This window comes from Anoxybacteroides tepidamans (genome assembly GCF_014201465.1).
Taxonomy (GTDB): Bacteria; Bacillota; Bacilli; order Bacillales; family Anoxybacillaceae; genus Anoxybacteroides; species Anoxybacteroides tepidamans.
The window spans coordinates 1-22,360 of record NZ_JACHEP010000024.1 but is presented as its reverse complement, the minus strand read 5'-3'; the positions used below and the strand labels follow the sequence as shown (position 1 = coordinate 22,360).

Sequence of the window (22,360 nt, the reverse complement as noted above, 5' to 3'; positions counted from 1 at the left end):
AAGTTTGTTAAGTTATAGTGGATAAGTGATTGCGATATGGAGAAAATACTGTGTAATTTAAAAAATTAGAAATTGGTAAGCAATAAATCCATAAAATTAATCAAATAAAAATGCAGACTTAGATGTTCGCACTAAGTCTGCATTTTAAATTCACAGAGGTACTGAATATGGGCTACGGGAGAATTGAGCGGAACAATGATTGCAATAATGGGCTTATGTGTCGGCACTGGTTTAACAATCGGATTTTCTTGGTTGGTAGAACCTTTTTACTTAATTTAGCAATTTATTAGCGTTATTCCACATTCTCTGTTCTTAGAGATTTCACGTACGCCTTTACATTGCCCAAACAACAGGATCCTTGTGGGTTATTAACTTCACAACCACAACGGTTTTCTTTCATATGAGCAGAGATGCTATTTATCACCTTATTGTCATTATCAGTATCAAAAGCCTCATTAAGTTTTCTTCTCGTCCAATCAAAACAATAACATACTGGTGTGTCCAAATTCTTATCTTTTTGGAATACTGGCACTTTTAAATCGTGTTGTTGGAATATTAGTCCATCTTCATTAAAGTAAACCGCATTACAAGAAGGGGTTGAACAAAAATAATAAGTTGTTCCTTCATCTAATTTGACTAGAGCATTTGGTAAAAGCAGACTCTTTAAAGTAATCAAATGTATCCTTTTCCCTTTATGGTTACAAGACGGGCATAACACGTTCTCAAAATGATTTGTAGGTTTGCAACAATCAGACATTTGTATTTCCTCCTACTTTAACCTCAACAGCCTCATACTGTTTAAAATAACCAATAAAGCGGCTCCAGTATCACTCAATACAGCAATCCACAAAGTAAGCCAACCTGGAAAAATCAATGCTAACGCAACAAATTTTATAATTAAGGAAAACCATATATTTTGTTTAATGATTGTAAGGGCTTTTCGGCTTAATTTAATGGTGTAAGGCAGTTTTTCTAAGTTATCTGCCATAAGAACAATATCGGCTGTTTCCATAGCCGTGTCCGTTCCCGCGCCACCCATTGCAATACCCAAATTGGCAGTAGCTAAGGCAGGAGCATCATTAATACCGTCACCAACCATTGCGACCCGTTTCCCTTCGTCTTGTAACTGTTTAATGGCTTTTACCTTGTCTTCTGGCAATAGTTCGGCAAAATAACGATTGACACCCGTTTGAGAAGCCACTTTTTCGGCAGTTCCTTTATTATCACCCGTGAGCATTACTATTTGATCTACACCCACATTTTTAAGCCCCTGTAACGCTTTTACCGTTGTCTCACGGATAGTATCAGCAACAGCGATAATGCCAAGTATCTGCTCTTTTGTCCCAACAATGACAAGCGTATTTCCTTCGTTTTGAAGGGCTTTAATTTGGGACTCATACTCATCAATAGGAGTATTCAGTTCTTGGAACAGTTTCAGGTTTCCTGCAAAGTATTCCATACCTTCAATCGTTGTTTGAACACCCTTACCGACAATGCTCTTAAATAATTCCCCATTTCGAGAAGGAATTTCTTTTTCTTTTGCATAATTAACCACAGCCAATGCAATTGGGTGAGTAGAATATTCCTCTAAAGTACGAGCAATCGATAACAAATCTGTTTCAGTCGTATTGATCGGTATTACTTGTGATACTTTTGGCTTACCTTCGGTTAAAGTACCCGTCTTATCGAACGCAATCGCATTAATGGATCCAGCTGTCTCTAAGAAAGCGCCTCCTTTAATCAGAACACCGTTCTTGGCGGCATTTCCGATTGCTGAAACAATGGCTACAGGTGTAGAGATAACTAATGCACAAGGACAAGCGACAACTAATAGTTCTAACCCTCTATAAAACCAATCTCCCCAAGTTCCAAAGTCAAGTAGAGGAGGAAAAATCATTACCGCTAATGCTAGTGCAAAGACAATAGGTGTATAAATTTGTGCAAATTTATCAACAAATGCTTGTGTTGGTGCTTTCTTTTCTTGTGCTTCTTCCACTAAATGAATGATTTTCGAAATGGTCGTATCTTCAACAAGCTTCGTAACTTTGATTTCTAAGGAGCCGTGTTCGTTAATGGTTCCTGCATAAACCGTATCGCCAATTTGCTTGTCAACTGGTATAGACTCACCTGTAATCGGTGCTTGATTTACGCTTGATTCGCCTTGAACAACTTCACCGTCTAATGGAATTTTGTCACCTGGTTTAACAACAATGATATCTCCAATAGCTACTTCTTCTACAGGTTTTTTAATTAAGTCCTGACCTTGTTTTACCCACGCTTCGGGTGGCGCTAAATCAAGCAAACTGCGAATGGAGTTTCTAGTCTTTTCAATGGATTTAATTTGTAAAGCATTCCCCAATGCGAACAGCCAAACTACGGTAGCCCCTTCAAGCCATTCACCGATTATAGCAGCTCCAATCACCGCAGCGGTCATCAATACGTTCATATCTAAGGAACGACTTTTTATAGCGTAATAAGCACTTTTAGCTGGCTTATATCCACCAATCAATATGGATAAAGCATATAGAACATTCACAACAAAAGGAGACATATCAGTTAGAGAACCAAGAAAACCAAATAATAAAAAGAACCCTGATAATAAAAGAAGATTGTTACTTGATTGTGTTGTTGGCATATCCGTTTTGGCTCGTCTATTTGAAACGAGAGAGGCTTTATAACCAGCTTTCTCAACCTCTTTAATGATTTCTTCAACAGAATTGTCGTGTTCAATCTGCATTTTTCCCGTGGAAAAATTAACGCTGACACTTTTTACAGAAGGATGCTGTTTTAAGTGATTTTCAAGCGTTAAGGCACAGGAACTGCAATCCATTCCTTCAATGGTATAAATTCGTACATTCCCTTTTTGTTCAATGGGTTCCAATGTATAACCAAGCTTCTTAATCTCCGCTGGCAATTTTTCTAACACTGACGAATTTTCAGCTTCAACTTGCATTTTACCCGTGCTGTAATTGACGCTGACGTTCTTAATGTTTTCGAGTTGTCTAATTCTTTTCTCAATGGTTAACGCACAAGCAGGGCAATCCATTCCGTGAACTCGGAACTCAGACTTGTGACCTGTGACTTCGGATAAATTAGATTCGTCACTTTGGAGCTTGGTTTCTGCAGAACAACAATCATCTTGGCAGGACGCTTTTGATGCTGTAGCAGAATTTATTTGAATCAAATTCAATTCTGTATTAAATTTTGGTTTTTGAGATTCTTTGCAGTTATCACCATTACAGCAAGTATTTTTTTGTTCCTTGTCGGACATTATAATCACCTTCTTAATATAAATGGCTATCGCATTGAGCGATTTCCGTTTGCACTTGATTTAATACTTCGTCAAACAGTTCAAGCATTTCCCTAATCTTTTCGTTACGTAAAGAATAATAAATATATTTTCCTTCTTGTCTCCCCACAATAATTCCACAGCCCTTTAAACAAGCCAAGTGTTGTGAAATATTAGACTGATTGCCTTGAAGCTCTTCAACGATTTGGGATACCGTTTTTTCCTCATTCTTAATGCATTCCAATATTTGAAGTCTAGTTTTATCAGAAAAACCACGAATAAATTTAGCTTTTACGTCTAAATAATTTTGTTCCATTTATTTCATCTCCATTTCATATCAGTATTCACTAATATGATTATCTGTGTTCATATTAGCACTTTCTAATACATTGGTCAAATAGGCAAAATGAAAACCTCACCTTTCGTTTTCGGAAAAGTGAGGTTTGTTTATTATAAAGGCATTGGGGTTTTCGTTGGTTTTGCGTAACCTTCTTTGTACTTTTCATCAATGTAATGGCGAATTTCCTTTATAGATTTGCCTTCTTGTTTCATTTTAATGGATTCCGCTGCGATTTGTAAGCAAACGCCGCAACGAGTACCGTGGTCATCCCAGACAACAGAACCATCTTTATTGATTTTTTTGACAAAGCAATTCATATTACTCTTATGTCCCGCACTCTCGGCACAACCGCAATAACAAGGAATCCATTGTAACAACTCTGTTGATTTGCCAGCAGCTTGATATACCAAGCGGACCTCTTCACTTTGACCTTTCAAAAAGGTCGGTAAAACATCAGCAGAAGCAGTTTTTTCTTGCAAATCTCCATTGGAAGAATGCTCTTGATGTGATTGTTCTTTATTGGAACTGCAAGCCGAAATGATCAAAGTGAGTATAAGTAAAACAATAATTCCCTTATATTTCATCCTTATCACCTCTTATAATATTAGATATGACTAATATATCATAAGAGGTAGACATATTTTTAGCGTAATAATAAATTTATTGTCGATTTATAAATTTCAATCAACATATTAGTCAGCTATAATATAACTTGATAAGTTAAAGAAAGGATGGAATGAAATGTTAAAAAGAATCATTTTATTTGCTTGTTTGTTGGTGTTGTTGCCAACAACTGCATTAGCCCACACAGAGCTAAAAAGTTCAATGCCAAGCGATAAAGAAACAGTAACAAAACCTTTAACAGAAATTGTTTTGGAATTTAATACGCCAATTGAAAATCTCAGTACATTTACCCTTTTAGATAAGAAAGGACAAAAGGTAAAGGTCGATAATATATCGGTTGAAGACAAAGTATTAAAAGGAACTTTTAAGAAACCATTACCGAATGGAGAATATACGGTTAACTGGAAAATTGTTGGGGAAGATGGACATATCATAGAACGAAGTTTCATATTTACGGTAAATGCACCTGAAGAAAAGAAACTTACGCCAACTGAAACAACCGAGAAAACCCCAGCCCCAAAAGATAATAAACAAGAAACGAAGCCAAATAAACCTGAGTCTACTAACAATGATAAAAATAATTTTATGATGTACTTGTTCATCGGAGCTTCGTTGGTTGTTCTGCTTATTATTACTACGTTGCTATTGAGGAGAGGAAAATGATTTATCTATCTGAACTTTTACTGTATGTTTGCTTTTGTATTGTGGTTGGAAATCAACTACTAGCGTTTGTTCCAGCCGATAAACGTCCAATGGTTGCTGTTCCTAATTGGTTAATCAATCTTTGTATTATTGGAATAGCTTTATTATCATTTTCGCCAGTATTAACGGTTACACTCACCTTTGCAAAAGAGTATAATGAGGGTTTTTGGACCATTTTTAAAGGCATATTAATGGATTTCAATATTGGACACGCTTGGTTAGTTACTTGGTTTTTATGTCTTATTTTATTGCTTTTGCGCATTTTGAATAAAATAGCGAATGACCCAATCTTTGAATATATGGGAGCCTTTTTGACTTTTACTTTAATATTGGCTTTTGGTTGGGCAAGTCATTGTATGGCAAGCTATGGATTAAAAGGCTTTATCCCTCACGCGATCCATTTTCTATCTGTAACCGTCTGGATTGGGATATTGATTGTTGTTGGGTGGTTTTCAAAAAACAGAGATAATTGGCTGAAATTCTTGAAATGGTTTAGTCCGATTGCTTTTATATGTGTAGTCGCATCCATCAGCGCTGGCTTCTTCTTAATGAATCTCTTAGTGCCTGATTATGTGAATTCTTGGATAGTTCCGTACGGACAAGCCCTGCTTATTAAACATCTGCTTATTATTCCGCTACTGACTTTTGCATTTATAAATGGTGTATTGGTGAGAAGAACGTTAAAAATAAATCCAAATTTTAATCCGATTCCGTGGGCAAGGGCTGAAAGTATGGTTGCTTTGCTTGTTTTTACAGCAATGGCAGTAATGGGACAACAAAGCACTCCTGAAAATATTGCAGCCATTATAAAATTTGAGAAACCGTCCTGGTTATTTGAATCCTTTTATCAAGGAAACGTTGAACTCAATACGTCCATTGCTGTTGGAATAAATGCCACAAGTGTCGCATTAATGATTGCAGCTATAATCTTCTTATTGGGTATGGTTATATTATTCCGTAAAAAAGCAAACAGCGTAGTAGTAACGGTTTGTGGACTTTTATTCGTAGTCGTATCTTATGTCGCAATTATGAAAAGCATATTATAAGTAACGAACCCACGCCTCAAAAGCGTGGGTTTATCATTATTCTTCGGTTATACCTGGAATATTGTGATACTCCAAAATCACATAGTTCCCGTCTTTAAACACCATTGAGTAGGTAGATTTTTTGTCTTGTTCCTGAAAGACAATCGAAAATATGTAATCTTCTTTATCCTTTATAGCTTTCTTTTCAAACTTTACGGTCAATTTGTTTTCCTCTCGGTTATCTGATATTTTTCTCTGGTGATGTTGATAATAGCATTGGTCAATATGTCGCATTCAAATTCGATCTGTATTCGCTTAATTTAAATCCTCATATACAATAGGTATGAATTTCTATAATATAAAAAGTAAATGATTTATTTTTGTATGAATTCATATAGGGAAATTGTGGAAAAGACAGGTGGATAACGTGAGTGATACATTAAAATACATAGGAAACCAAATTAGATTTTTCCGAAACAAAAAAGAGCTAACATTGGAGGAATTATCTAATCAAAGTAATTTGACGAAAACATATCTAGCGCAAATTGAACGTGGCGAAGTCAATGTAAGCATTAGGAAGCTAGAATCGATATGTAATGCGCTACATATTTCACTAGGAGATATTTTTCCTACTAACGATTCCATTCAAACAAAAATAAACTCCTCAATCAATAAGGAGTTTATTATAGAACTTATTGAAATATGCATAGAACTAGATAAGCGTGATTTACAGCTACTTAAATCACTTGGAAACGAAATGAGGAATCTCAAGAAACCTTAAGTTTCCTTCTTTTTATTTCAGAAAGTAATATCTGAATAAAGCCTTTGTTTAATTTTAACTTTACAGCCGTTTTATAACTTTCTATTAATAATTTATCGTTTATATAATGCATCAGTTCTCTCTCCTTAATCCATTATATATTAGGTAATTTTTTTAAAGTTATTTGCAAGTGATTCCATTAATCGAAGTCTATTGATAGAAAGTTGGCTATCTGAATGATAGATATGACTATAAAGAATAAAAAAATACTCAAACACTAACGATGCTCTTTCTTTGAGGTCAAATTTTAAGAAAGTATGTAGGGTCTGCGGTGCAATTTGAAGATAGTCTGTAGCAGGCACGGATGATAAGTAAGTCAAGTTTTTTTCGGAGTATAAATCCAGCAAAGCTTTTGTTTCAAACAAAAAAATACGATAAAAATAATACTGTGCATCAAGAAAGTCTGTCTTCGTATTGAGGGAGAAAAAATCATTTTCTAAAACTATTTTTTTAAGAGCAATTAAGACCTTTACATTGATGATGGCTATGGTTTTATTGCTCATTGATAGAAACATTCTAGGACATTGATGACAGTTGTATAAAAAGTGTAATTTTTCTTTATCGTTCCACCTCATATTCTTAAAAAAGACATTCATTTCATTGATTAAGCTATCATTGTTAAGGCTATCTAGTAGAATAGATGATTTCCTTTCAAAGTAGTTTTTGTAAGCAATCACTTTTCCACTTTTCGTATTGGAATATAAATAAGCAAAAACAATATCAGACCAACCCATTTGCTTGATGAAATGATTAATTAGTTGGTAATCCTCTTCTAACTTATTTTGTTCTTGCAATGATTTGATATCCATTACATCCCTCCTTCAAAAATATATTTGTCATTAAATTTATTTTGTGTAAATATATTTATACTTTACCATATACCTATTTATAGCGCAAGCATAAACCAAAAAATATAATGATTTAAATAAGCCTGAAACAAATAAAAAAGTATCAAGCACCTCTTTATATCGCAAAGGAGGTGTTGATACTTTGACACAAGATGTTGATTCGGAAGTAATGAACTGTCGTTTAGAAAACGATAAATGTCTTAGAAAGGTGAATCATTAAAAACCTTATTAATCACTTCATTCAGCGTATTACAAGAGATTACCTCTATCTTTTTAAATACCGACGGATTACGAAGGGCATTACGAGCCACAAATACCTTTTTAAAGCCCATACGCTCTAATTCTTTAATTCTCATTTCTAAGGTTGGAACCTTCTTTAGTTCGCCTGTCAAACCAATATCAGCTACAAAAACGGTATCATTGGGTATGCCTTTATTTTTGTAGGAAGAAACGATGCTCATCAAGACCGCAAGATTGGAAGATGGCTCTTTTAATTTTATTCCTCCTGTTGTCTTAATTACCACATTCTGATTAAAGAGCGGCAACTCTGCTCTCTGTTCAAGAATAGATATCAAGGTATTTAAATGGTCTCTTTTTAGACACTCACCAATTCTAGACGGATAAGGTGTAAAAGTTGGAGAAACTAAACTCTCTATCTCTACAATGATAGGACGTGTTCCTTCTTTGACGACAGTTAAAGCACTTCCACTTACGATTTCCCCTTCTTTTCTTTGAGTCATAAAATACTCTGAAGGGTTATCTATGGCTCTTAGCCCGTCCTCTTCCATTGAAAAAAATCCAATCTCCCCTGTGCTACCATAGCGATTTTTCGTTGCTGATAATTGCTTCAATTCTTCTCCATTCTCGCCATCTAAAACAAGAACGGTATCTACTAAATGTTCAAGCGCACGTAAACCAGCTAATTCATTCTCTTTAGTCATTTGTCCAACCATAATAACAGCTCTTGGACGTTCAGGGTTTTTTGCCACTTTTAACATTGCCGTAGCACACTCCATTGTTTGGGTTGGGCTGCCTGGTCGTGATGGAAACTCTTCTAACACAAAAGTTTGAATACTGTCAATAATAACGACATCAGGATCAATCTGTTCGATAGCACCTAGTACATTGTTCATACTTGTATCGCTATAAATCCAAATGTTCGAGTCAATGTTAGGTAGAACTCGTTCTGCTCGGTTTTTTATCTGACTTTCACTTTCTTCCCCACTGGCATATAACACTTTAAAGCCTTGTGAGGCAATATCTTGTGATACTTGGAGTAATAAAGTTGATTTCCCAGCTCCTGGTACAGCTGTAATGATTGATAAGGAATCCTTTACAATTCCCCCACCCATTACACGATTAAACTCGCTAATAGAAGTGATGATTCTATCACTTTTGGAGGATGCTGTTTCAGTTAACCGTTTTACTGAAACATTTCTTTTTGTTGCTTGTACTAGGGGTTGTTTTGACTGACTTCCCCCTATTTCTGTTTCTTCAAGGGTACTCCACTCTTGGCAATAATTACATCGTCCTTGCCATTTAGGATGATGATGCCCGCAATTACTACATATATAAACTGTTTTTCTCTTCATTCTAATCACACTTCCTAATCAAAAATATCTTCGAATTGTTCTAGTAATTTTTCTAAGTTCTTACCATTCGTATCATCTAATCGTTCAATATTTTCATTATGTTTCTTGTCTAATGTATCTTCGTTTTCTTTTTGGACTAGATACAATCCAGTTGAGTTTAACGCTTCGATTAACTGACCTTCCTCTTTTATTTCCAATACTTCCTTATAAGCCTTTATTTCTTGTTTCATTAATTCCGATTCCTTTTTAAGTTCCTTATATTTAGCCTTGTAGTCTTCTTTTTGGGAATATACATCAGCAAGCTTCTTCTCTAACTCTCTGACCTTTAACTCGGCATTAACCGTTCTATCATAAAGTTTTTTATGCATTTCTTGTATGTTCATTAAAAGTTTTATAAGCCTATCAGGGTTGTTAATATTGCATTTCACAAACTCTTTTACATTTAGATTGGCGAAATAGCTATTATCCGCTGTGTATTGGACGATATCCTCTTTTAAAGTCTTTTTAAATTCTTTTATTCTGTTATTGATTTCTTTATTACGAGAAAAATGATAGTATTCAATTCCTTGAATATGCAATTCCTCTTTCGCATAACGGGCAATGTTACTAAAACTCACCTTTTTTATGTTCTTATTCTTGTTATCTTGGAAAAACTTATGAAGAATATCATATAACTCTTCCGTGGTAAATTTCTTTTCTTTACTCATTCATATCACCTACTGAAAATACCTACTTAACATTTGTGCGTTTTGAGTGGCTATGGTTTTGATTTTGTTTATTTTCAATCCATACTCTTCCATAAAATTTTGCGCTTTGTCATATTGCTTCACAAGCTCTTTTAAAGCTAGCACCTCAGTTGAAATGTTCTTTTGATTTTCAAGCACTAATGCTTTAATATTCTTTTGCGTATCAGTCTCAGTTGGATGATAGAATTCACATATTTCACATACATTATCAACTTTCTTACAATCTTCAAATCCTTTCTGTTTGGAAGAACACTTTCCACCTTCCACTTCTCTATATTGTTTCCATTCTTCTTCATAGTTTGGGTCGAAAACTTTCTTAAAAGCTAAATCCCACTGATTTGATTTTCTTACATCAATGACATACTCGCTGCCCTTTTCGGCTTGCTTTTTTCTTGCTATTTTTTTCGCCATATTATAGGTGGCGCATTTTACAAATTTATCGATGTGACTGTAATAATGATAGCTACTTTTAATGGAAGAATGCCCTGAAATTTGCTTAATAATTAAAGGTTCTAAATCATTTAAAACCATATTGATAAAAGCAAAATGGCGAGTATCCATTAAATTGACATATTCCAATTGATAAGGGAGTAAATCTACATCTTGGTCCCTCTTTTGAACTAGCTGATACTTAAATAAATCAACGATAACCCTTTTATAGAATTGTTTCAGTAAGTAATTAAGGTTGAATACATTAAAGAATTCAGGAATACTTGAATTCTTGCCTGTTACACCCTTAAATCGCAAATGCTTAAAGTACGCCCTTTGTGAAAATAAATACTTTCTTCTTCCAACGTGCTGATAACCCTCAGAAAAAAAGTTAGGAATCCAATCATACTCATCCACTAAATCCCGATAATCTCCGATAAGGCGGTACAACTTTTCACTAATGCGTACTTTTTGTAAAGTATAATCTTCATCTACCCTGTGTTTCACAATGGCTGTGTTTCCTTTTAACTTGGTTCTTCTTACAGTTAGGTAGTAATATCCATTCTCCTTTGTCAAACAATCATAAGGGGTTAGGACTAACTCAGACACACGAAGGGGAATTGTGGTAGTGATTTCCCACCAAAGTTTAATCGGATAAAATTCTTCTTTTTCGCTTTTACTACAACATTCCCAAAAATCATCTAATGCATCCCCCAATTTAAAGACACTCTCAAAATTACCAATTTCTCTTTGATTGAGTCCTTGATGATCTTCTCTATATTTCGAATATGCTTCGGCTTGATGATAAAGCAAGTTCAAATACTCATCATTATCATTTATAGGAAAATACTCAAGGAATTCAATAAGAGTATGAGTATGCTTAAAATAATTGGTATCTTTCTTTAATTTCTTGGCAACTAGCTCTTTTTTCTTTTCCAGTGCAAAGTAGTCTGTTTCCTCAATGATCTTTTTTAGGAATCTAAGGTCTTCTGAAACAATTTCAATAGGATGTACTTGAATTTTATAAAGTACATAACCTTTCAAGGCATTAATAATATCAACATAAGCAAAGATATCCCTGTTCTTTTTAGCTTTGTTATATTTTATCTCATCCAAATGAAAAAGGACTCTTCTTTTCAACTTTTCGTTATATAAATACCAAATATTCTCCTCAAAGGAATAGGCTTGAATAATTTGTTTTTGTTGAAATTCCTTAAATATCTCTTCCAATTCATTCAAAGGGACAGAAAAATAGTCCTTAAACTGAACAATGGAGATATTGGAATCTTTGACTTTTCGCTCAACTAACATTATTCCTTCACCCAATACTTAATTGATGATTTTTCTGAAGTTCGATTATATCTTGTTTTGAAATTTTTACAAACGCTCTTACTCTTTCCTTACCAAAGTAAATTATAGCCTCTTGTAAGATTGGTAAATAAACATTAAATAAAGTATACGTGTATCGTTGTTTATCAAACTCATATTTGGCGTTGCGGATGTTATTCAACAACTGGGTTAAACGTTGATTAAATTCAATCAGAAAATACATTTCATTCATCGCATACTCACAACCGATACAATGGTCTCGACTAGGATAGATACAAGCAGATCTGTCGATGGTTTTAAGCAAGCATTGAGAATGCTCCATTTTAGAAGGTGTTTCACCCATTGAGATTTTCTGTAAAATTTCTTTCATTTGCCCCTTATGACTTGTGATCAACTCTCTAAATACTTCGGAAATTCGACTTCGATATTCGTTAATACCCTTGACCATAAGTTCTATATGAATAGGTTTTAAACCGAACAACTCTTGTATCTCTTTGTTTTGCTCCGCCATATCGAGAAGGGCATACTGGTTATGATCTTCTTCGTCCTTAATGACCTTTAAGAGAAGGTGAGACATAAAACCAAAACTTCCTCTCTCTGTTAAGGCTTGGGTAATTTTATCAATATCATTGCTTTTATTTATATGCTCCAAATAAACTTGCGTGGTTTTAGCGATACCTTGTTTATCTTTTATATGTCCACGAATGATAGCGCTTAAATCATATCCCATCCCCCATTTTTGTTGTTGGCTTTCCACTTGGGCAAAATTCATATAGGTTTTATTCGCACGATTGTTTAAAAAGGTTTCTTGTCCAAAGATTTCATTGTACTTTTCCCCAAATAACGCAATGTGTGTTTCTCGTTTCGTTACTCTATTTGTTAAAATGGTTGAAGTATTGAACCAACGATTTGATGACTTTTCTATTTTCTTGCGATGAGCTTCACACAACGCGATGAGCATTCCAATGGTATACACATAGGAATCACTCACGACCAACTTTAATCGCTGTTTATTTTTCTTTTTGTTCTTTTTTGGTTGAATATGAAACATTTTTACTTGAAACATCACATTATTGACTACACGTTGCGCCATTTCTAAGGTAAATTGTCTGGATTTGATACACTTCAATACTTCCTCTTCATTCATTCCTAAAACTTCTTCTAAGTTTGGATACGGCATTCTTAATAAGTCATCCGCTCTCCACGCACAAACATAATGCATTGCACAATAAAGCCAAACCATTGCATTGATTCGATTATCAATAGATTTAGCCAACAGCTCTTCGTGTTGTGTAAAGAGAAGTAGGGCGAATTGATACCATCGCTCAAAGGTATAGCCTGACCTTTCATTTAAAGTATTGGTTTCTATTTTGAAACGATCTTTGTATTTGGTTAAATAGCGTTTCTTACAGTATTGAAGGAAAAAGGAGAATTCACGTTTTGCCACTAGTTGGGGTATAGCTTCCATTAACTCAATAAGTTCCTCTGTGTTATAGTTCATAATTTCTTTTTCAAGCTTAGGAATAATGACACTATAGACATTGACTAAGTTTGTATAAACGTATTTAGTTTGATTATCCTTAAAGCGTTGAATAATAAATTTATCGAATGCGTCCAACGTTTTTGGAATCTTGGCAGTAGGTTGAATATGTTTTGTCTCTAACTGGAATCTATCATAGTCAGTAGAGGCATTTTCTAATTGATGGATTTCATTTAAATAATTTTCAATTTTTGGGACATCTTCCTTATAAACAAGCATTGCATTTATGAGTGGATATGTGTTTTTAGGAATATACTTTATCCCAAGTTTCTTCATCAAATTTTTAAGGGATTTGCTGGAAATATTATATTTCTCCATTAATTCCGAATTTGTAATCGTGTTCTCTTGAACATATTTCAGTTCATCTATTTTCTTTTTATCGAAGTACAGTTTATTTTTCACTTTAAACGCATTTGCATATTCGGCAATCCTATCGGTATTCATAATTCCGAACATTTCTTTTACTTCTGTATTTGTGTAATACTGTTCGGGGTCAAAATTTTTTACTTTATCGTAATACGCCTTATACTTCTCAAAATCTGCCTTGGCAATATAAACATTATTAAGACTTCTATTCGTAAACCACTTGACCCCTTGCTCATTACAGACCATCAAAATATGTTGTAATGTGCGTTTGTTATCCCCTAATTGATAAAGAGCATTTCTCTTCGAATAATCCTTCAAAAAGTGAAAATCATAGTAATCATCAATAACATCAGATTCTATATAATTGACTTCTACTATGAATGGTTTAAGCACTTCTTTTAGAACATCTTTTTCACTTCTAGGCTCTTTATAGTTTTTATTTATGAGTTCAATGAGCTTAGGCTTGTCCTTCTTATACAATCGGAAATCTTTGCCGTTTAAAGGGTTTAAGATTAACCCAAAATGCTTCTCTATATAGTTTTTTATGGTAGTTTGGGTTATGTTGTCGTGGTTTGATTCATTTCTAACAATAGCAACGATTTCTTGATAACTGTAAGTGTCCTGTAATAATGCCTGAATGTTATCGACTTCTTCTTTATCAAAAAACGTTTTTCGTTCAATTCTATACGATTTTAAACGTTGTTCCGATGCAAGCTTATATAAGTGCTTCTCAGTGCAACTTAGCTTTTGACTGGCTTCTTCTATGGTATAAAGGTTTAGTGTATTTAATTCTTCACTCAATCCCCTCACCCCCTAAAACACAATCTTATCAAATACCTTTTCTTGTATCTTTTTGATTTTCTCATCTATCACTGGATGTTGTGCGAAATAGGCAATCGCACTATCTAATGACCCATCCCCTCTCCAATACGCTACCTCAATAGGGCTACGAGTCGTCTCTAACTCTGCAATAAACTGGGTAAAAAAGTGGCGTAAGATATGCGTTCCCACTCTACCAGACATTAAAAGCTTTGCTTCACTTGCGCTTTTAAAATCTCCTCTTTTACATAATTTTTCTAGTACTAGGTCAACAATATTTTTGAAAAATGTTTCATAACTGCTATCCAACATTGCTTCTCCATCACGATTAAGAAAAATTGCACCGTAAGGATTATCAATATGTGCAATTAATTTCATATGTTGGTCATAAACCTCTTGGAATAATTTCAAAAATACAGGATGTATAGGTTGAATTCTTCTTTTCTTGATTCCTCCCACGTCCTTGCCATCTGTTCTAAGTTGAACTTTTTCCCTTAAATCGATTGTGAACCACCCTAAATCTTTTCCAAACATACGATAACTTATATTGTTTCGTGATACATTACATACTTCTCCTCTTCTTAACCCACCAAATGCTTGTAGGCATAAAGCCAATTTCAAATGAGGATAATGAATATCACATATGTTCAACATTTCTTGAAAAACATAGGAAGGAATATGTTTCACTCGTTGTGGAGGGGTGTAGTTCGGTGGGATAACAGTAAACAAGGATTCTACACGTTCCACTACCTTTTTTCTTTTCTTCCACTGTCCTCTGTGGTAGTAAGTTGAACTATGCTTTGTGAAGAAATCTTTTTCACTTATATATTTCATATCCTCTAATTCATTAAAAAGATATTTATAAAATCGATTGAGGACTTGTTCTGCCTTTTGTACTGTCATTTCAGTTTTCTTTTTCTTTCCTACATACCCTTGTGCATAATCCCTCAAAAAGTGATTTCCATACTCTATCTTTAACTCAGTAATATCTTTCATTTGATACTCATCATATTTATCGAAAAAAATGTAGTTCAGGAATCGAGTAATGATTTTAGCGTGATACTCCAATGTCTCTAACCTTGCTGAATTAAGTTCTTTTATAAAGTAATTGCTGTATCCTGTCACTTTCATTTTCTTGTTAAATTCATTTCTTAGTACAATGAACATAAAGTCACGCACTAAGCCATCCTCTTCTATAATCGTCAATTTTTGCTTACAGAAACGTAGGTTTCTTGTTCTATGTTTCCAATCGTCATCTTTAACTAATCTTAAATTTGGTTTTTCTGTCGTTTCTGACATCGACTTCTTTGTTGTTCTCACCGTTCTCCCCCTCCAATCGTCTAAAAACTATAAGTATATGTATCTTAGCTTGTTAATTAAACGTTTAATTGTTTAAATTTTATTAAATATTAGACGATTGAATTATATGCGAAAAATCCTTATTTGTCAAAGTTTATAGAATTTTTATATCAATCGACATATCGTTCATTTAATTGTTTAATAACATTTGGTTACTGACTGCCCGTAAAATTCGATACGTATGATGCCGTTCTCCTTCAAAATATAGAACCGTATCCACCATATGCTCTAAAATTCTCGGGCCAGCAATCGCTCCCTCTTTTGTAACATGCCCGACAATGAAAATGGCAATTCCCTTTGTTTTCGCAATTCTCATTAACTCTCCTGTGCATTCTCTCACTTGAGAAACGCTGCCTGGAGCGGAAGCAATCTCCGCACGATAGATCGTTTGAATCGAATCAATGACCACAAAATCAGGCTGCACTTCTTCGATCGCTTGATGAATATATTCTAAATCCGTTTCTGCTAATACGTATAATTCATGAGAAGAGATGTGAAGACGGTCAGCGCGCAACTTTGTTTGCTTCACCGATTCCTCTCCAGAAATATATAGCACCTTATATTGTCTCAATGCTAGTTGAGAAGACACTTGTAAAAGAAGCGTTGATTTGCCGATTCCAGGGTCACCGCCAATTAATACGAGAGAGCCTTTCACGATCCCACTGCCTAACACGCGATTAAACTCCGAAAGATCTGTTACGATTCTCGGTTCTTGTGATGTTGCGATTGTTGTAATCGGTACCGGCTTAGAGATCGTGTTCGAAGAGGAATGAACAAATACTCCCCTAGTTGCGGGTTTTGCTCGTTCCATTTCTTCCACCATAGAGTTCCACGTTTGGCATCCGGGGCATTTCCCCATCCATTTTGCTGATTCATATCCGCATTCTTGGCAAACAAATTTCGTTTTTTTCTTCATACCACTAATTCCTCTCTTTAAAACAAATGCAAAAAGAAGGTATGCGCCAAATGATTGCCGCATACCTTATAACCTCGTTTTACTGAACCGTTTGCTCGGATAAAACAACAAATTCCCCGTCTTTTACATCTACAATGACTTTTTGTCCTTTTCCAATCGTGCCTTTCAGCAATTCCTCGGATAAGCGGTCTTCAATATGTTTTTGCAATGCCCGGCGCAATGGGCGCGCACCGTATTCCGGATCATATCCTTCTTCGGAAATTTTTTCGATCGCTGCTTGTGTCAATTCTAAATCGATATCTTGTTCTTTTAAGCGTTTCACAAGCTGTTCAGCCATTAAATTTACGATTTGCGCTAAATGTTGTTTTTCTAGTGAATGGAATACAATAATTTCGTCAATACGATTTAAAAATTCCGGACGGAATGCTTTTTTCAATTCATCCATCACTTTACTTTTCATATCTTTATATTTCTGATTTTCATCTTGAACGTTAAAGCCTACATATTTATTCCGTTTAAGCGCGTCAGCTCCGACGTTTGAAGTCATAATCACAATCGTATTGCGAAAATCAACCGTTCTTCCTTTCGAATCCGTTAAGCGTCCATCTTCTAATACTTGTAAAAGAATGTTAAATACGTCTGGATGCGCTTTTTCCATCTCATCTAACAAAACAACTGAATACGGTTTGCGGCGCACTTTCTCTGTTAATTGGCCGCCTTCTTCATATCCAACATACCCAGGAGGAGATCCGACAAGGCGAGAAGTAGAATGCTTCTCCATATATTCTGACATATCAATTCGAATTAATGCATCTTCGTCACCAAACATCGCTTCAGCTAATGCCCGTGCCAACTCCGTTTTTCCGACTCCTGTTGGACCTAGGAAAATAAATGAACCAATCGGACGCTTCGGATCTTTCAATCCTGCACGAGCACGACGTACCGCCTTTGCAATCGCTTTGACCGCCTCTTCCTGTCCGATGACGCGCGAATGTAAAATTTCTTCTAACTTCAATAGTCGTTCGGTTTCTGTTTGCGCCAGCTTTGACACTGGAATCCCTGTCCAGCTGGATACAACCATCGCAATATCCTCGACAGTCACCTCGGAATTCTCTTGTCCTTGTTTTTCTTTCCAAGCTCGTTTCGTTTCTTCTAACTGCTCGCGCAATCGTTGTTCTGTATCGCGCAACGAAGCAGCTTTTTCAAACTCTTGACTTTGCACAGCCGCGTCTTTTTCTTTACGAACTTCCTCTAATTTTTGTTCCAATTCTTTTAAATTTGGCGGAGCCGTAAAGGAACGAAGACGAACTTTCGAACAAGCTTCATCAATTAAATCAATCGCTTTATCTGGAAGGAAGCGGTCCGTAATGTAACGGTCTGATAATTTAACGGCTTGAATAATGGCTTCATCGGAAATCGATACGCGATGATGAGCTTCATAACGGTCACGCAATCCTTTTAAAATTTGAATCGATTCTTCGACCGTTGGCTCATCAACATAAATCGGTTGGAAACGGCGTTCTAACGCGGCGTCTTTTTCGATATATTTCCGATATTCATCTAACGTAGTCGCCCCGATACATTGCAACTCCCCACGAGCGAGGGAAGGTTTTAAAATGTTCGACGCATCGATCGCCCCTTCTGCACCGCCTGCTCCAATCAATGTATGAAGTTCGTCAATGAATAAAATGATGTTCCCTGCTTGCCGAATTTCATCCATCACTTTTTTCAAACGATCTTCAAATTCACCGCGATATTTTGTTCCGGCTACCACCGTTCCCATATCAAGCGTCATCACTCGTTTATCGCGGAGCGTCTCCGGAACTTCGTTATTGACGATTTGCTGCGCCAATCCTTCAGCGATCGCTGTTTTCCCGACGCCAGGCTCCCCGATTAAAACCGGGTTGTTTTTCGTGCGCCGGCTTAATACTTCTATGACGCGCTGAATTTCTTTGCTTCTACCGATAACTGGATCTAAACTTCCTTCACGGGCAATCGCCGTTAAATCACGAGCAAGACTATCTAAAGTTGGCGTGCTGACATGAGAAGAACTACCTTGATGTCCCGAAACCGATTCATTACTTCCTAATAATTGCAAAACTTGTTGACGTGCTTTATTAAGGCTCACTCCTAAATTATTGAGAACGCGAGCTGCCACTCCTTCTCCTTCGCGAATCAAACCAAGTAAAATATGCTCTGTACCTACATACGAATGTCCTAGCTTTCTCGCCTCATCCATCGAAAGCTCGATTACTTTTTTCGCACGAGGCGTATAATGGATTGTCTGTGAAGATTCATGACCACGGCCAATTAACGCTTCCACTTCCTTCTGAATTTTCTCCGGACCTAATCCTAGAGCCATTAGCGCTTTCGCAGCAATCCCTTCTCCTTCGCGAATCAAACCAAGTAAAATATGCTCTGTGCCAATATTATTGTGGCCAAGACGCACTGCTTCTTCTTGAGCTAACGCTAACACTTTTTGCGCCCGTTCTGTAAATCTACCGAACATCATCATTCATCACCCTCCATCGCTTTTTTTTCTTCCATCTTTAAACGCTCCCGAATCAGCTTGGCTCGAAGAACATCCCGTTCATTTGGTCTTAATGCTCCGCCAGCATATTGCTGTAAAAAGCCGGGTTGCGTTAAAATCATCAATTCATTTAAAATATTGCGCGAAATATTTTTAATATACCTTAAGTCGATTCCTAACCGAACATCCGATAAACATTGTGCTGCTTCTTTTGATTCGATCACACGGCTATTCGCCAATATCCCATAGGAGCGAAAGACTCTGTCTTCTAATTGTATGTTTAAAGTTTTGACTAATGCCTCTCTTGCCATTCTTTCCTGAGCAATTAATTGCTGCACAACGCTCTTTAAATCTTCTACAATGTCTTCTTCTGACTTACCGAGTGTAATTTGATTTGATATTTGGAATATGTTTCCTAACGCCTCACTTCCTTCTCCGTACGTTCCACGTACTACTAGTCCAAGCTGATTAATGGCAGGAATAATCCGATTCATTTGTTGTGTTAAAACGAGAGCTGGAAGATGCATCATGACAGACGCCCGCAATCCTGTTCCAACATTCGTCGGACAACTTGTTAAATACCCCCTTTTTTCATCGAATGCATAATTGATATGCATCTCAATCCAATCATCTAACTCATTAGCCATCTCTAGAGCTTCTGTTAACTGAAGACCAGGGAATAAACACTGAATGCGAATATGATCTTCTTCGTTGATCATAATGCTTACTTCTTCATTTTCTGAAAGCAAACATGCCCCGAATGGACAATCTTCCGCTAAATGAGGGCTAATGAGATGTTTTTCCACTAATACCCTTTTTTCAATCGATTGAAGTTCGTTCATTTTCAAAAGCTCAAACCGACCGAGCGAACGATATGATTGTTGAGCAAAATGTTGTTCAAATAATTCTACAATTTGTTGCGCTTCTTCATTGCTAAATACAGTCGGAAACTCGTAATCCACAATATTTCTCGCCAGCCTAATTCTACTGCTTAACACAATATCAGAATCCGGACCTTCTTGATTCATCCAAGAGCTCACCGCTGTATTCAAAAATTTTTCGAGAGACATGAGATTAGTCCTCCTCTCTATGTTCGCTTAACTTCGTTTCCAGCAAACGAATTTGGTCGCGAACTTCGGCCGCTTTTTCAAATTCTTCCCTCACAATAAGCTCTTGGAGTTTTTGTTTTAACTGCTCAATTTGTTTGCGAACATGAATCGTTCCACCAATTCGTTTCGGAATTTTTCCAGCATGGGTAGTATTGCCGCTATGAAGCCTTTTCAATATCGGCTGTAACTGTTTTGCAAATGTATGATAGCAATGTGAACACCCGAATCTACCAATTTTTGCGAATTGATGATATGTCATATTACAACGTTCACATTGTAAAAGCTCGATGCCTTGAAATGCATTGGGCTTTGTTTCTTTTATAGGGGATTCAAAGTTCAATAAACCGGACAATAAATTATGAATCGAAAATCCTGCATTTTCAGGAAACATAAAAACATCCCCATGCTCTTGAGCACAATGCTCACAAAGATGAAACTCCGTTTTTTCACCATTGATAATTTTGGTGAAATGCATAGTGGCAGGCTTTTGTTTACATTCTTGACATATCAAGCGATTCACCTCTTCCTCATTTATATTTCAGCGAGGTCAACATGGCTTTCAACATTCGGGCTCTTAGCTCGTCTCGCTGCGGTAAGTCAATATATAAAACAGAACGATCAATTACACTCAACATAATATTGGCTTCACGTTGAGAAATCACTTTTTCTTCAACCAAGCGGTGAATAACCCCTTCCGCATTTGATTGACTAATACGATGGTCAACGAGGGTTAATAGTTGATCAATTAACTGCGCTTCATTTTTGGCTTTTACTTTCATAATTCGAATATATCCGCCACCGCCGCGCTTACTTTCCACAATATATCCTCGTTCTAACGTAAAACGAGTGTTAATCACATAATTAATTTGTGAAGGAACACATTGAAATTTATGAGCGATTTCGCTTCGTTTAATTTCAACAATCTCTTGATCGCTCATATTCAATACTTGCTTCAAGTATTGTTCTATGATATCTGAAATGTTTCGCACCCTACCTCCTCCTTGCATAGGTAGTTGACTTTGACTATATTTGACCTTAATTTTACTATATAGCAAATACGAAAAAAATGCAACAAACTGAACTTTAAAACTAACTATTATCATTGCCTTTTTTCTAAAATTGAAACAAGAAAAGTATGCGTTGATATCCATTTCGACAGCACCGCTGAAAAATCCTTTTATATAAATGCAATTTGGAACTTTAACGTTTTCGCCTTTTATGGAGTAATCGGTATGTTTCGACTGTCGGGTGACCGAACAACACCGCTTCCAGACAAATGCATTTGTCTGTGAAGCGGTTGGTTGTTCGGTCCTCTGTCACGCGAAGGCGTGACGAAGGCAAGTTACAGACTTGCCTCCGACAGTCGAAAAAATAGGGAGTCTACTTTTTCGTCCGCCATAAGTTAAACTTCCCAGTTGTATTTATATAGTTTTATGAGAAATCATTAAGATGAGAGAGTCTGGCATACAATTTTCCAAAAAATTTCAGTTCATTTACTCTAAACAGCATATTCATTTTGTGCATAAGATGAGAAAAGATTTTGCTGCCTTCGCAAGGAATAGAAGCTCGTTTCTTTTTCGAGAGTAAGAAAAGCGGAAAACGCCCCCAATTCGCCTAAAGGCAGCCCGCGTCCTGCGGAGAACGGCGAAATGTCGCGATCCTTGGCTCCACGAAGAGCACACAAGCACCGCCGAAGAGGCTCAGACCAAGCAAAGCTTGGTGTTGCGTAGGTTATTTCAAAGGAGCTAACTCAACGTATCGCCGCCGATAGACAAGGCAAAGCGCATCACACCGATGGCGCATGGAGCTAGACAGCGATCAACATTTTACACTTTCTAACTTATAAAAAAAGCATGCCTCATTATGAGACATGCTTTTTTTATTTGCCTAGCAACGTCCTACTCTTGCAGGGGCGCTGGCCCCAACTACCATCGGCGCTGGAGAGCTTAACTTCCGTGTTCGGGATGGGAACGGGTG

Annotated in this window: 19 protein-coding genes, 1 rRNA gene and 1 pseudogene; 3 read left to right on the top strand and 18 right to left on the bottom strand. The window is 36.2% G+C overall.

Features of this window, described 5'->3' with window-relative positions:
* Positions 1-292: 292 nt before the first annotated feature.
* The 4 genes from HNQ34_RS14735 to HNQ34_RS14720 all read right to left on the bottom strand — a co-directional run bounded on the left by HNQ34_RS14735 (position 293) and on the right by HNQ34_RS14720 (position 4,213).
* Positions 293-757, bottom strand: a complete 465-nt coding sequence (locus HNQ34_RS14735; RefSeq protein ID WP_009361450.1) for a putative iron-sulfur cluster-binding metallochaperone — start codon at positions 755-757, stop codon at positions 293-295.
* Positions 758-769: 12 nt separating this feature from the next.
* Positions 770-3,271, bottom strand: coding sequence for a heavy metal translocating P-type ATPase (locus HNQ34_RS14730; RefSeq protein WP_009361449.1), 2,502 nt, complete (start codon positions 3,269-3,271; stop codon positions 770-772).
* Between the two features lie 13 nt (positions 3,272-3,284).
* Positions 3,285-3,605, bottom strand: coding sequence for an ArsR/SmtB family transcription factor (locus tag HNQ34_RS14725; protein WP_009361448.1), 321 nt, complete (start codon positions 3,603-3,605; stop codon positions 3,285-3,287).
* A gap of 134 nt (positions 3,606-3,739) precedes the next feature.
* Positions 3,740-4,213: a PCYCGC domain-containing protein gene (locus HNQ34_RS14720; protein ID WP_009361447.1), complete on the bottom strand. Its 474-nt coding sequence runs from the start codon at positions 4,211-4,213 to the stop codon at positions 3,740-3,742.
* A 157-nt stretch (positions 4,214-4,370) separates the two neighbouring features.
* Between HNQ34_RS14720 and HNQ34_RS14715 the strand changes: the two genes are divergently transcribed.
* Entirely contained in the window at positions 4,371-4,916 is a 546-nt protein-coding gene (locus HNQ34_RS14715) for a copper resistance CopC family protein (protein WP_009361446.1), read from the top strand.
* Complete coding sequence (locus HNQ34_RS14710) at positions 4,913-6,001, top strand: copper resistance D family protein (protein WP_009361445.1); 1,089 nt, start codon at positions 4,913-4,915, stop codon at positions 5,999-6,001. Before HNQ34_RS14715 ends, HNQ34_RS14710 begins: the two co-directional genes overlap by 4 nt.
* 36 nt (positions 6,002-6,037) lie before the next feature.
* Here the strand turns inward: HNQ34_RS14710 and HNQ34_RS14705 are convergent, their stop codons facing one another.
* Positions 6,038-6,202 carry a hypothetical protein gene (locus HNQ34_RS14705; protein WP_164834625.1) on the bottom strand — a complete coding sequence of 55 codons (165 nt, stop codon included), beginning with the start codon at positions 6,200-6,202 and terminating at the stop codon, positions 6,038-6,040.
* A gap of 205 nt (positions 6,203-6,407) precedes the next feature.
* Between HNQ34_RS14705 and HNQ34_RS14700 the strand changes: the two genes are divergently transcribed.
* Positions 6,408-6,761: a helix-turn-helix domain-containing protein gene (locus tag HNQ34_RS14700; RefSeq protein WP_009361444.1), complete on the top strand. Its 354-nt coding sequence runs from the start codon at positions 6,408-6,410 to the stop codon at positions 6,759-6,761.
* Here HNQ34_RS14700 and sda read toward each other — a convergent pair.
* From sda to rrf, 13 genes and pseudogenes are all read right to left on the bottom strand, one after another.
* Entirely contained in the window at positions 6,748-6,873 is a 126-nt protein-coding gene (sda, locus tag HNQ34_RS14695) for a sporulation histidine kinase inhibitor Sda (RefSeq protein WP_009361443.1), read from the bottom strand. The genes HNQ34_RS14700 and sda overlap by 14 nt on opposite strands.
* A gap of 28 nt (positions 6,874-6,901) precedes the next feature.
* Complete coding sequence (locus HNQ34_RS14690; protein WP_063193532.1) at positions 6,902-7,609, bottom strand: hypothetical protein; 708 nt, start codon at positions 7,607-7,609, stop codon at positions 6,902-6,904.
* 239 nt (positions 7,610-7,848) lie between these two features.
* Complete coding sequence (gene radA / locus HNQ34_RS14685; RefSeq protein WP_009361441.1) at positions 7,849-9,240, bottom strand: DNA repair protein RadA; 1,392 nt, start codon at positions 9,238-9,240, stop codon at positions 7,849-7,851.
* 14 nt (positions 9,241-9,254) lie between these two features.
* On the bottom strand, positions 9,255-9,947 hold the full coding sequence (locus HNQ34_RS14680; RefSeq protein ID WP_009361440.1) for a hypothetical protein: 693 nt from the start codon (positions 9,945-9,947) through the stop codon (positions 9,255-9,257).
* A gap of 9 nt (positions 9,948-9,956) precedes the next feature.
* On the bottom strand, positions 9,957-11,726 hold the full coding sequence (locus HNQ34_RS14675; RefSeq protein WP_009361439.1) for a hypothetical protein: 1,770 nt from the start codon (positions 11,724-11,726) through the stop codon (positions 9,957-9,959).
* Positions 11,727-11,733: 7 nt separating this feature from the next.
* Positions 11,734-14,451: a helix-turn-helix domain-containing protein gene (locus tag HNQ34_RS14670; RefSeq protein ID WP_183255937.1), complete on the bottom strand. Its 2,718-nt coding sequence runs from the start codon at positions 14,449-14,451 to the stop codon at positions 11,734-11,736.
* 12 nt (positions 14,452-14,463) lie between these two features.
* Positions 14,464-15,789: a site-specific integrase gene (locus HNQ34_RS14665; RefSeq protein ID WP_009361437.1), complete on the bottom strand. Its 1,326-nt coding sequence runs from the start codon at positions 15,787-15,789 to the stop codon at positions 14,464-14,466.
* Positions 15,790-15,976: 187 nt separating this feature from the next.
* Positions 15,977-16,744: pseudogene (locus tag HNQ34_RS14660) on the bottom strand (AAA family ATPase); the annotation flags it as partial.
* A gap of 79 nt (positions 16,745-16,823) precedes the next feature.
* Positions 16,824-19,256 carry an ATP-dependent protease ATP-binding subunit ClpC gene (gene clpC / locus HNQ34_RS14655; protein ID WP_183255955.1) on the bottom strand — a complete coding sequence of 811 codons (2,433 nt, stop codon included), beginning with the start codon at positions 19,254-19,256 and terminating at the stop codon, positions 16,824-16,826.
* Positions 19,256-20,344 carry a protein arginine kinase gene (locus HNQ34_RS14650; protein ID WP_183255936.1) on the bottom strand — a complete coding sequence of 363 codons (1,089 nt, stop codon included), beginning with the start codon at positions 20,342-20,344 and terminating at the stop codon, positions 19,256-19,258. Before HNQ34_RS14650 ends, clpC begins: the two co-directional genes overlap by 1 nt.
* 4 nt (positions 20,345-20,348) lie before the next feature.
* Positions 20,349-20,894, bottom strand: a complete 546-nt coding sequence (locus tag HNQ34_RS14645; protein ID WP_183255953.1) for a UvrB/UvrC motif-containing protein — start codon at positions 20,892-20,894, stop codon at positions 20,349-20,351.
* Between the two features lie 16 nt (positions 20,895-20,910).
* On the bottom strand, positions 20,911-21,372 hold the full coding sequence (locus HNQ34_RS14640; RefSeq protein ID WP_183255935.1) for a CtsR family transcriptional regulator: 462 nt from the start codon (positions 21,370-21,372) through the stop codon (positions 20,911-20,913).
* 896 nt (positions 21,373-22,268) lie between these two features.
* Positions 22,269-22,360: ribosomal RNA gene (gene rrf, locus HNQ34_RS14635) — 5S ribosomal RNA — on the bottom strand; the annotation flags it as partial.

What these genes read in the sequence shown, in the direction of transcription:
- HNQ34_RS14720 (WP_009361447.1), bottom strand. Translation starts at nt 4,213, where the DNA reads ATGAAATATAAGGGAATTATTGTTTTACTTATACTCACTTTGATCATT.
- HNQ34_RS14730 (WP_009361449.1), bottom strand. Translation starts at nt 3,271, where the DNA reads ATGTCCGACAAGGAACAAAAAAATACTTGCTGTAATGGTGATAACTGC.
- radA (WP_009361441.1), bottom strand. Translation starts at nt 9,240, where the DNA reads ATGAAGAGAAAAACAGTTTATATATGTAGTAATTGCGGGCATCATCAT.
- sda (WP_009361443.1), bottom strand. Translation starts at nt 6,873, where the DNA reads ATGCATTATATAAACGATAAATTATTAATAGAAAGTTATAAAACGGCT.
- HNQ34_RS14710 (WP_009361445.1), top strand. Translation starts at nt 4,913, where the DNA reads ATGATTTATCTATCTGAACTTTTACTGTATGTTTGCTTTTGTATTGTG.
- clpC (WP_183255955.1), bottom strand. Translation starts at nt 19,256, where the DNA reads ATGATGTTCGGTAGATTTACAGAACGGGCGCAAAAAGTGTTAGCGTTA.
- HNQ34_RS14650 (WP_183255936.1), bottom strand. Translation starts at nt 20,344, where the DNA reads ATGTCTCTCGAAAAATTTTTGAATACAGCGGTGAGCTCTTGGATGAAT.
- HNQ34_RS14725 (WP_009361448.1), bottom strand. Translation starts at nt 3,605, where the DNA reads ATGGAACAAAATTATTTAGACGTAAAAGCTAAATTTATTCGTGGTTTT.
- HNQ34_RS14735 (WP_009361450.1), bottom strand. Translation starts at nt 757, where the DNA reads ATGTCTGATTGTTGCAAACCTACAAATCATTTTGAGAACGTGTTATGC.
- HNQ34_RS14690 (WP_063193532.1), bottom strand. Translation starts at nt 7,609, where the DNA reads ATGGATATCAAATCATTGCAAGAACAAAATAAGTTAGAAGAGGATTAC.
- HNQ34_RS14680 (WP_009361440.1), bottom strand. Translation starts at nt 9,947, where the DNA reads ATGAGTAAAGAAAAGAAATTTACCACGGAAGAGTTATATGATATTCTT.
- HNQ34_RS14715 (WP_009361446.1), top strand. Translation starts at nt 4,371, where the DNA reads ATGTTAAAAAGAATCATTTTATTTGCTTGTTTGTTGGTGTTGTTGCCA.
- HNQ34_RS14675 (WP_009361439.1), bottom strand. Translation starts at nt 11,726, where the DNA reads ATGTTAGTTGAGCGAAAAGTCAAAGATTCCAATATCTCCATTGTTCAG.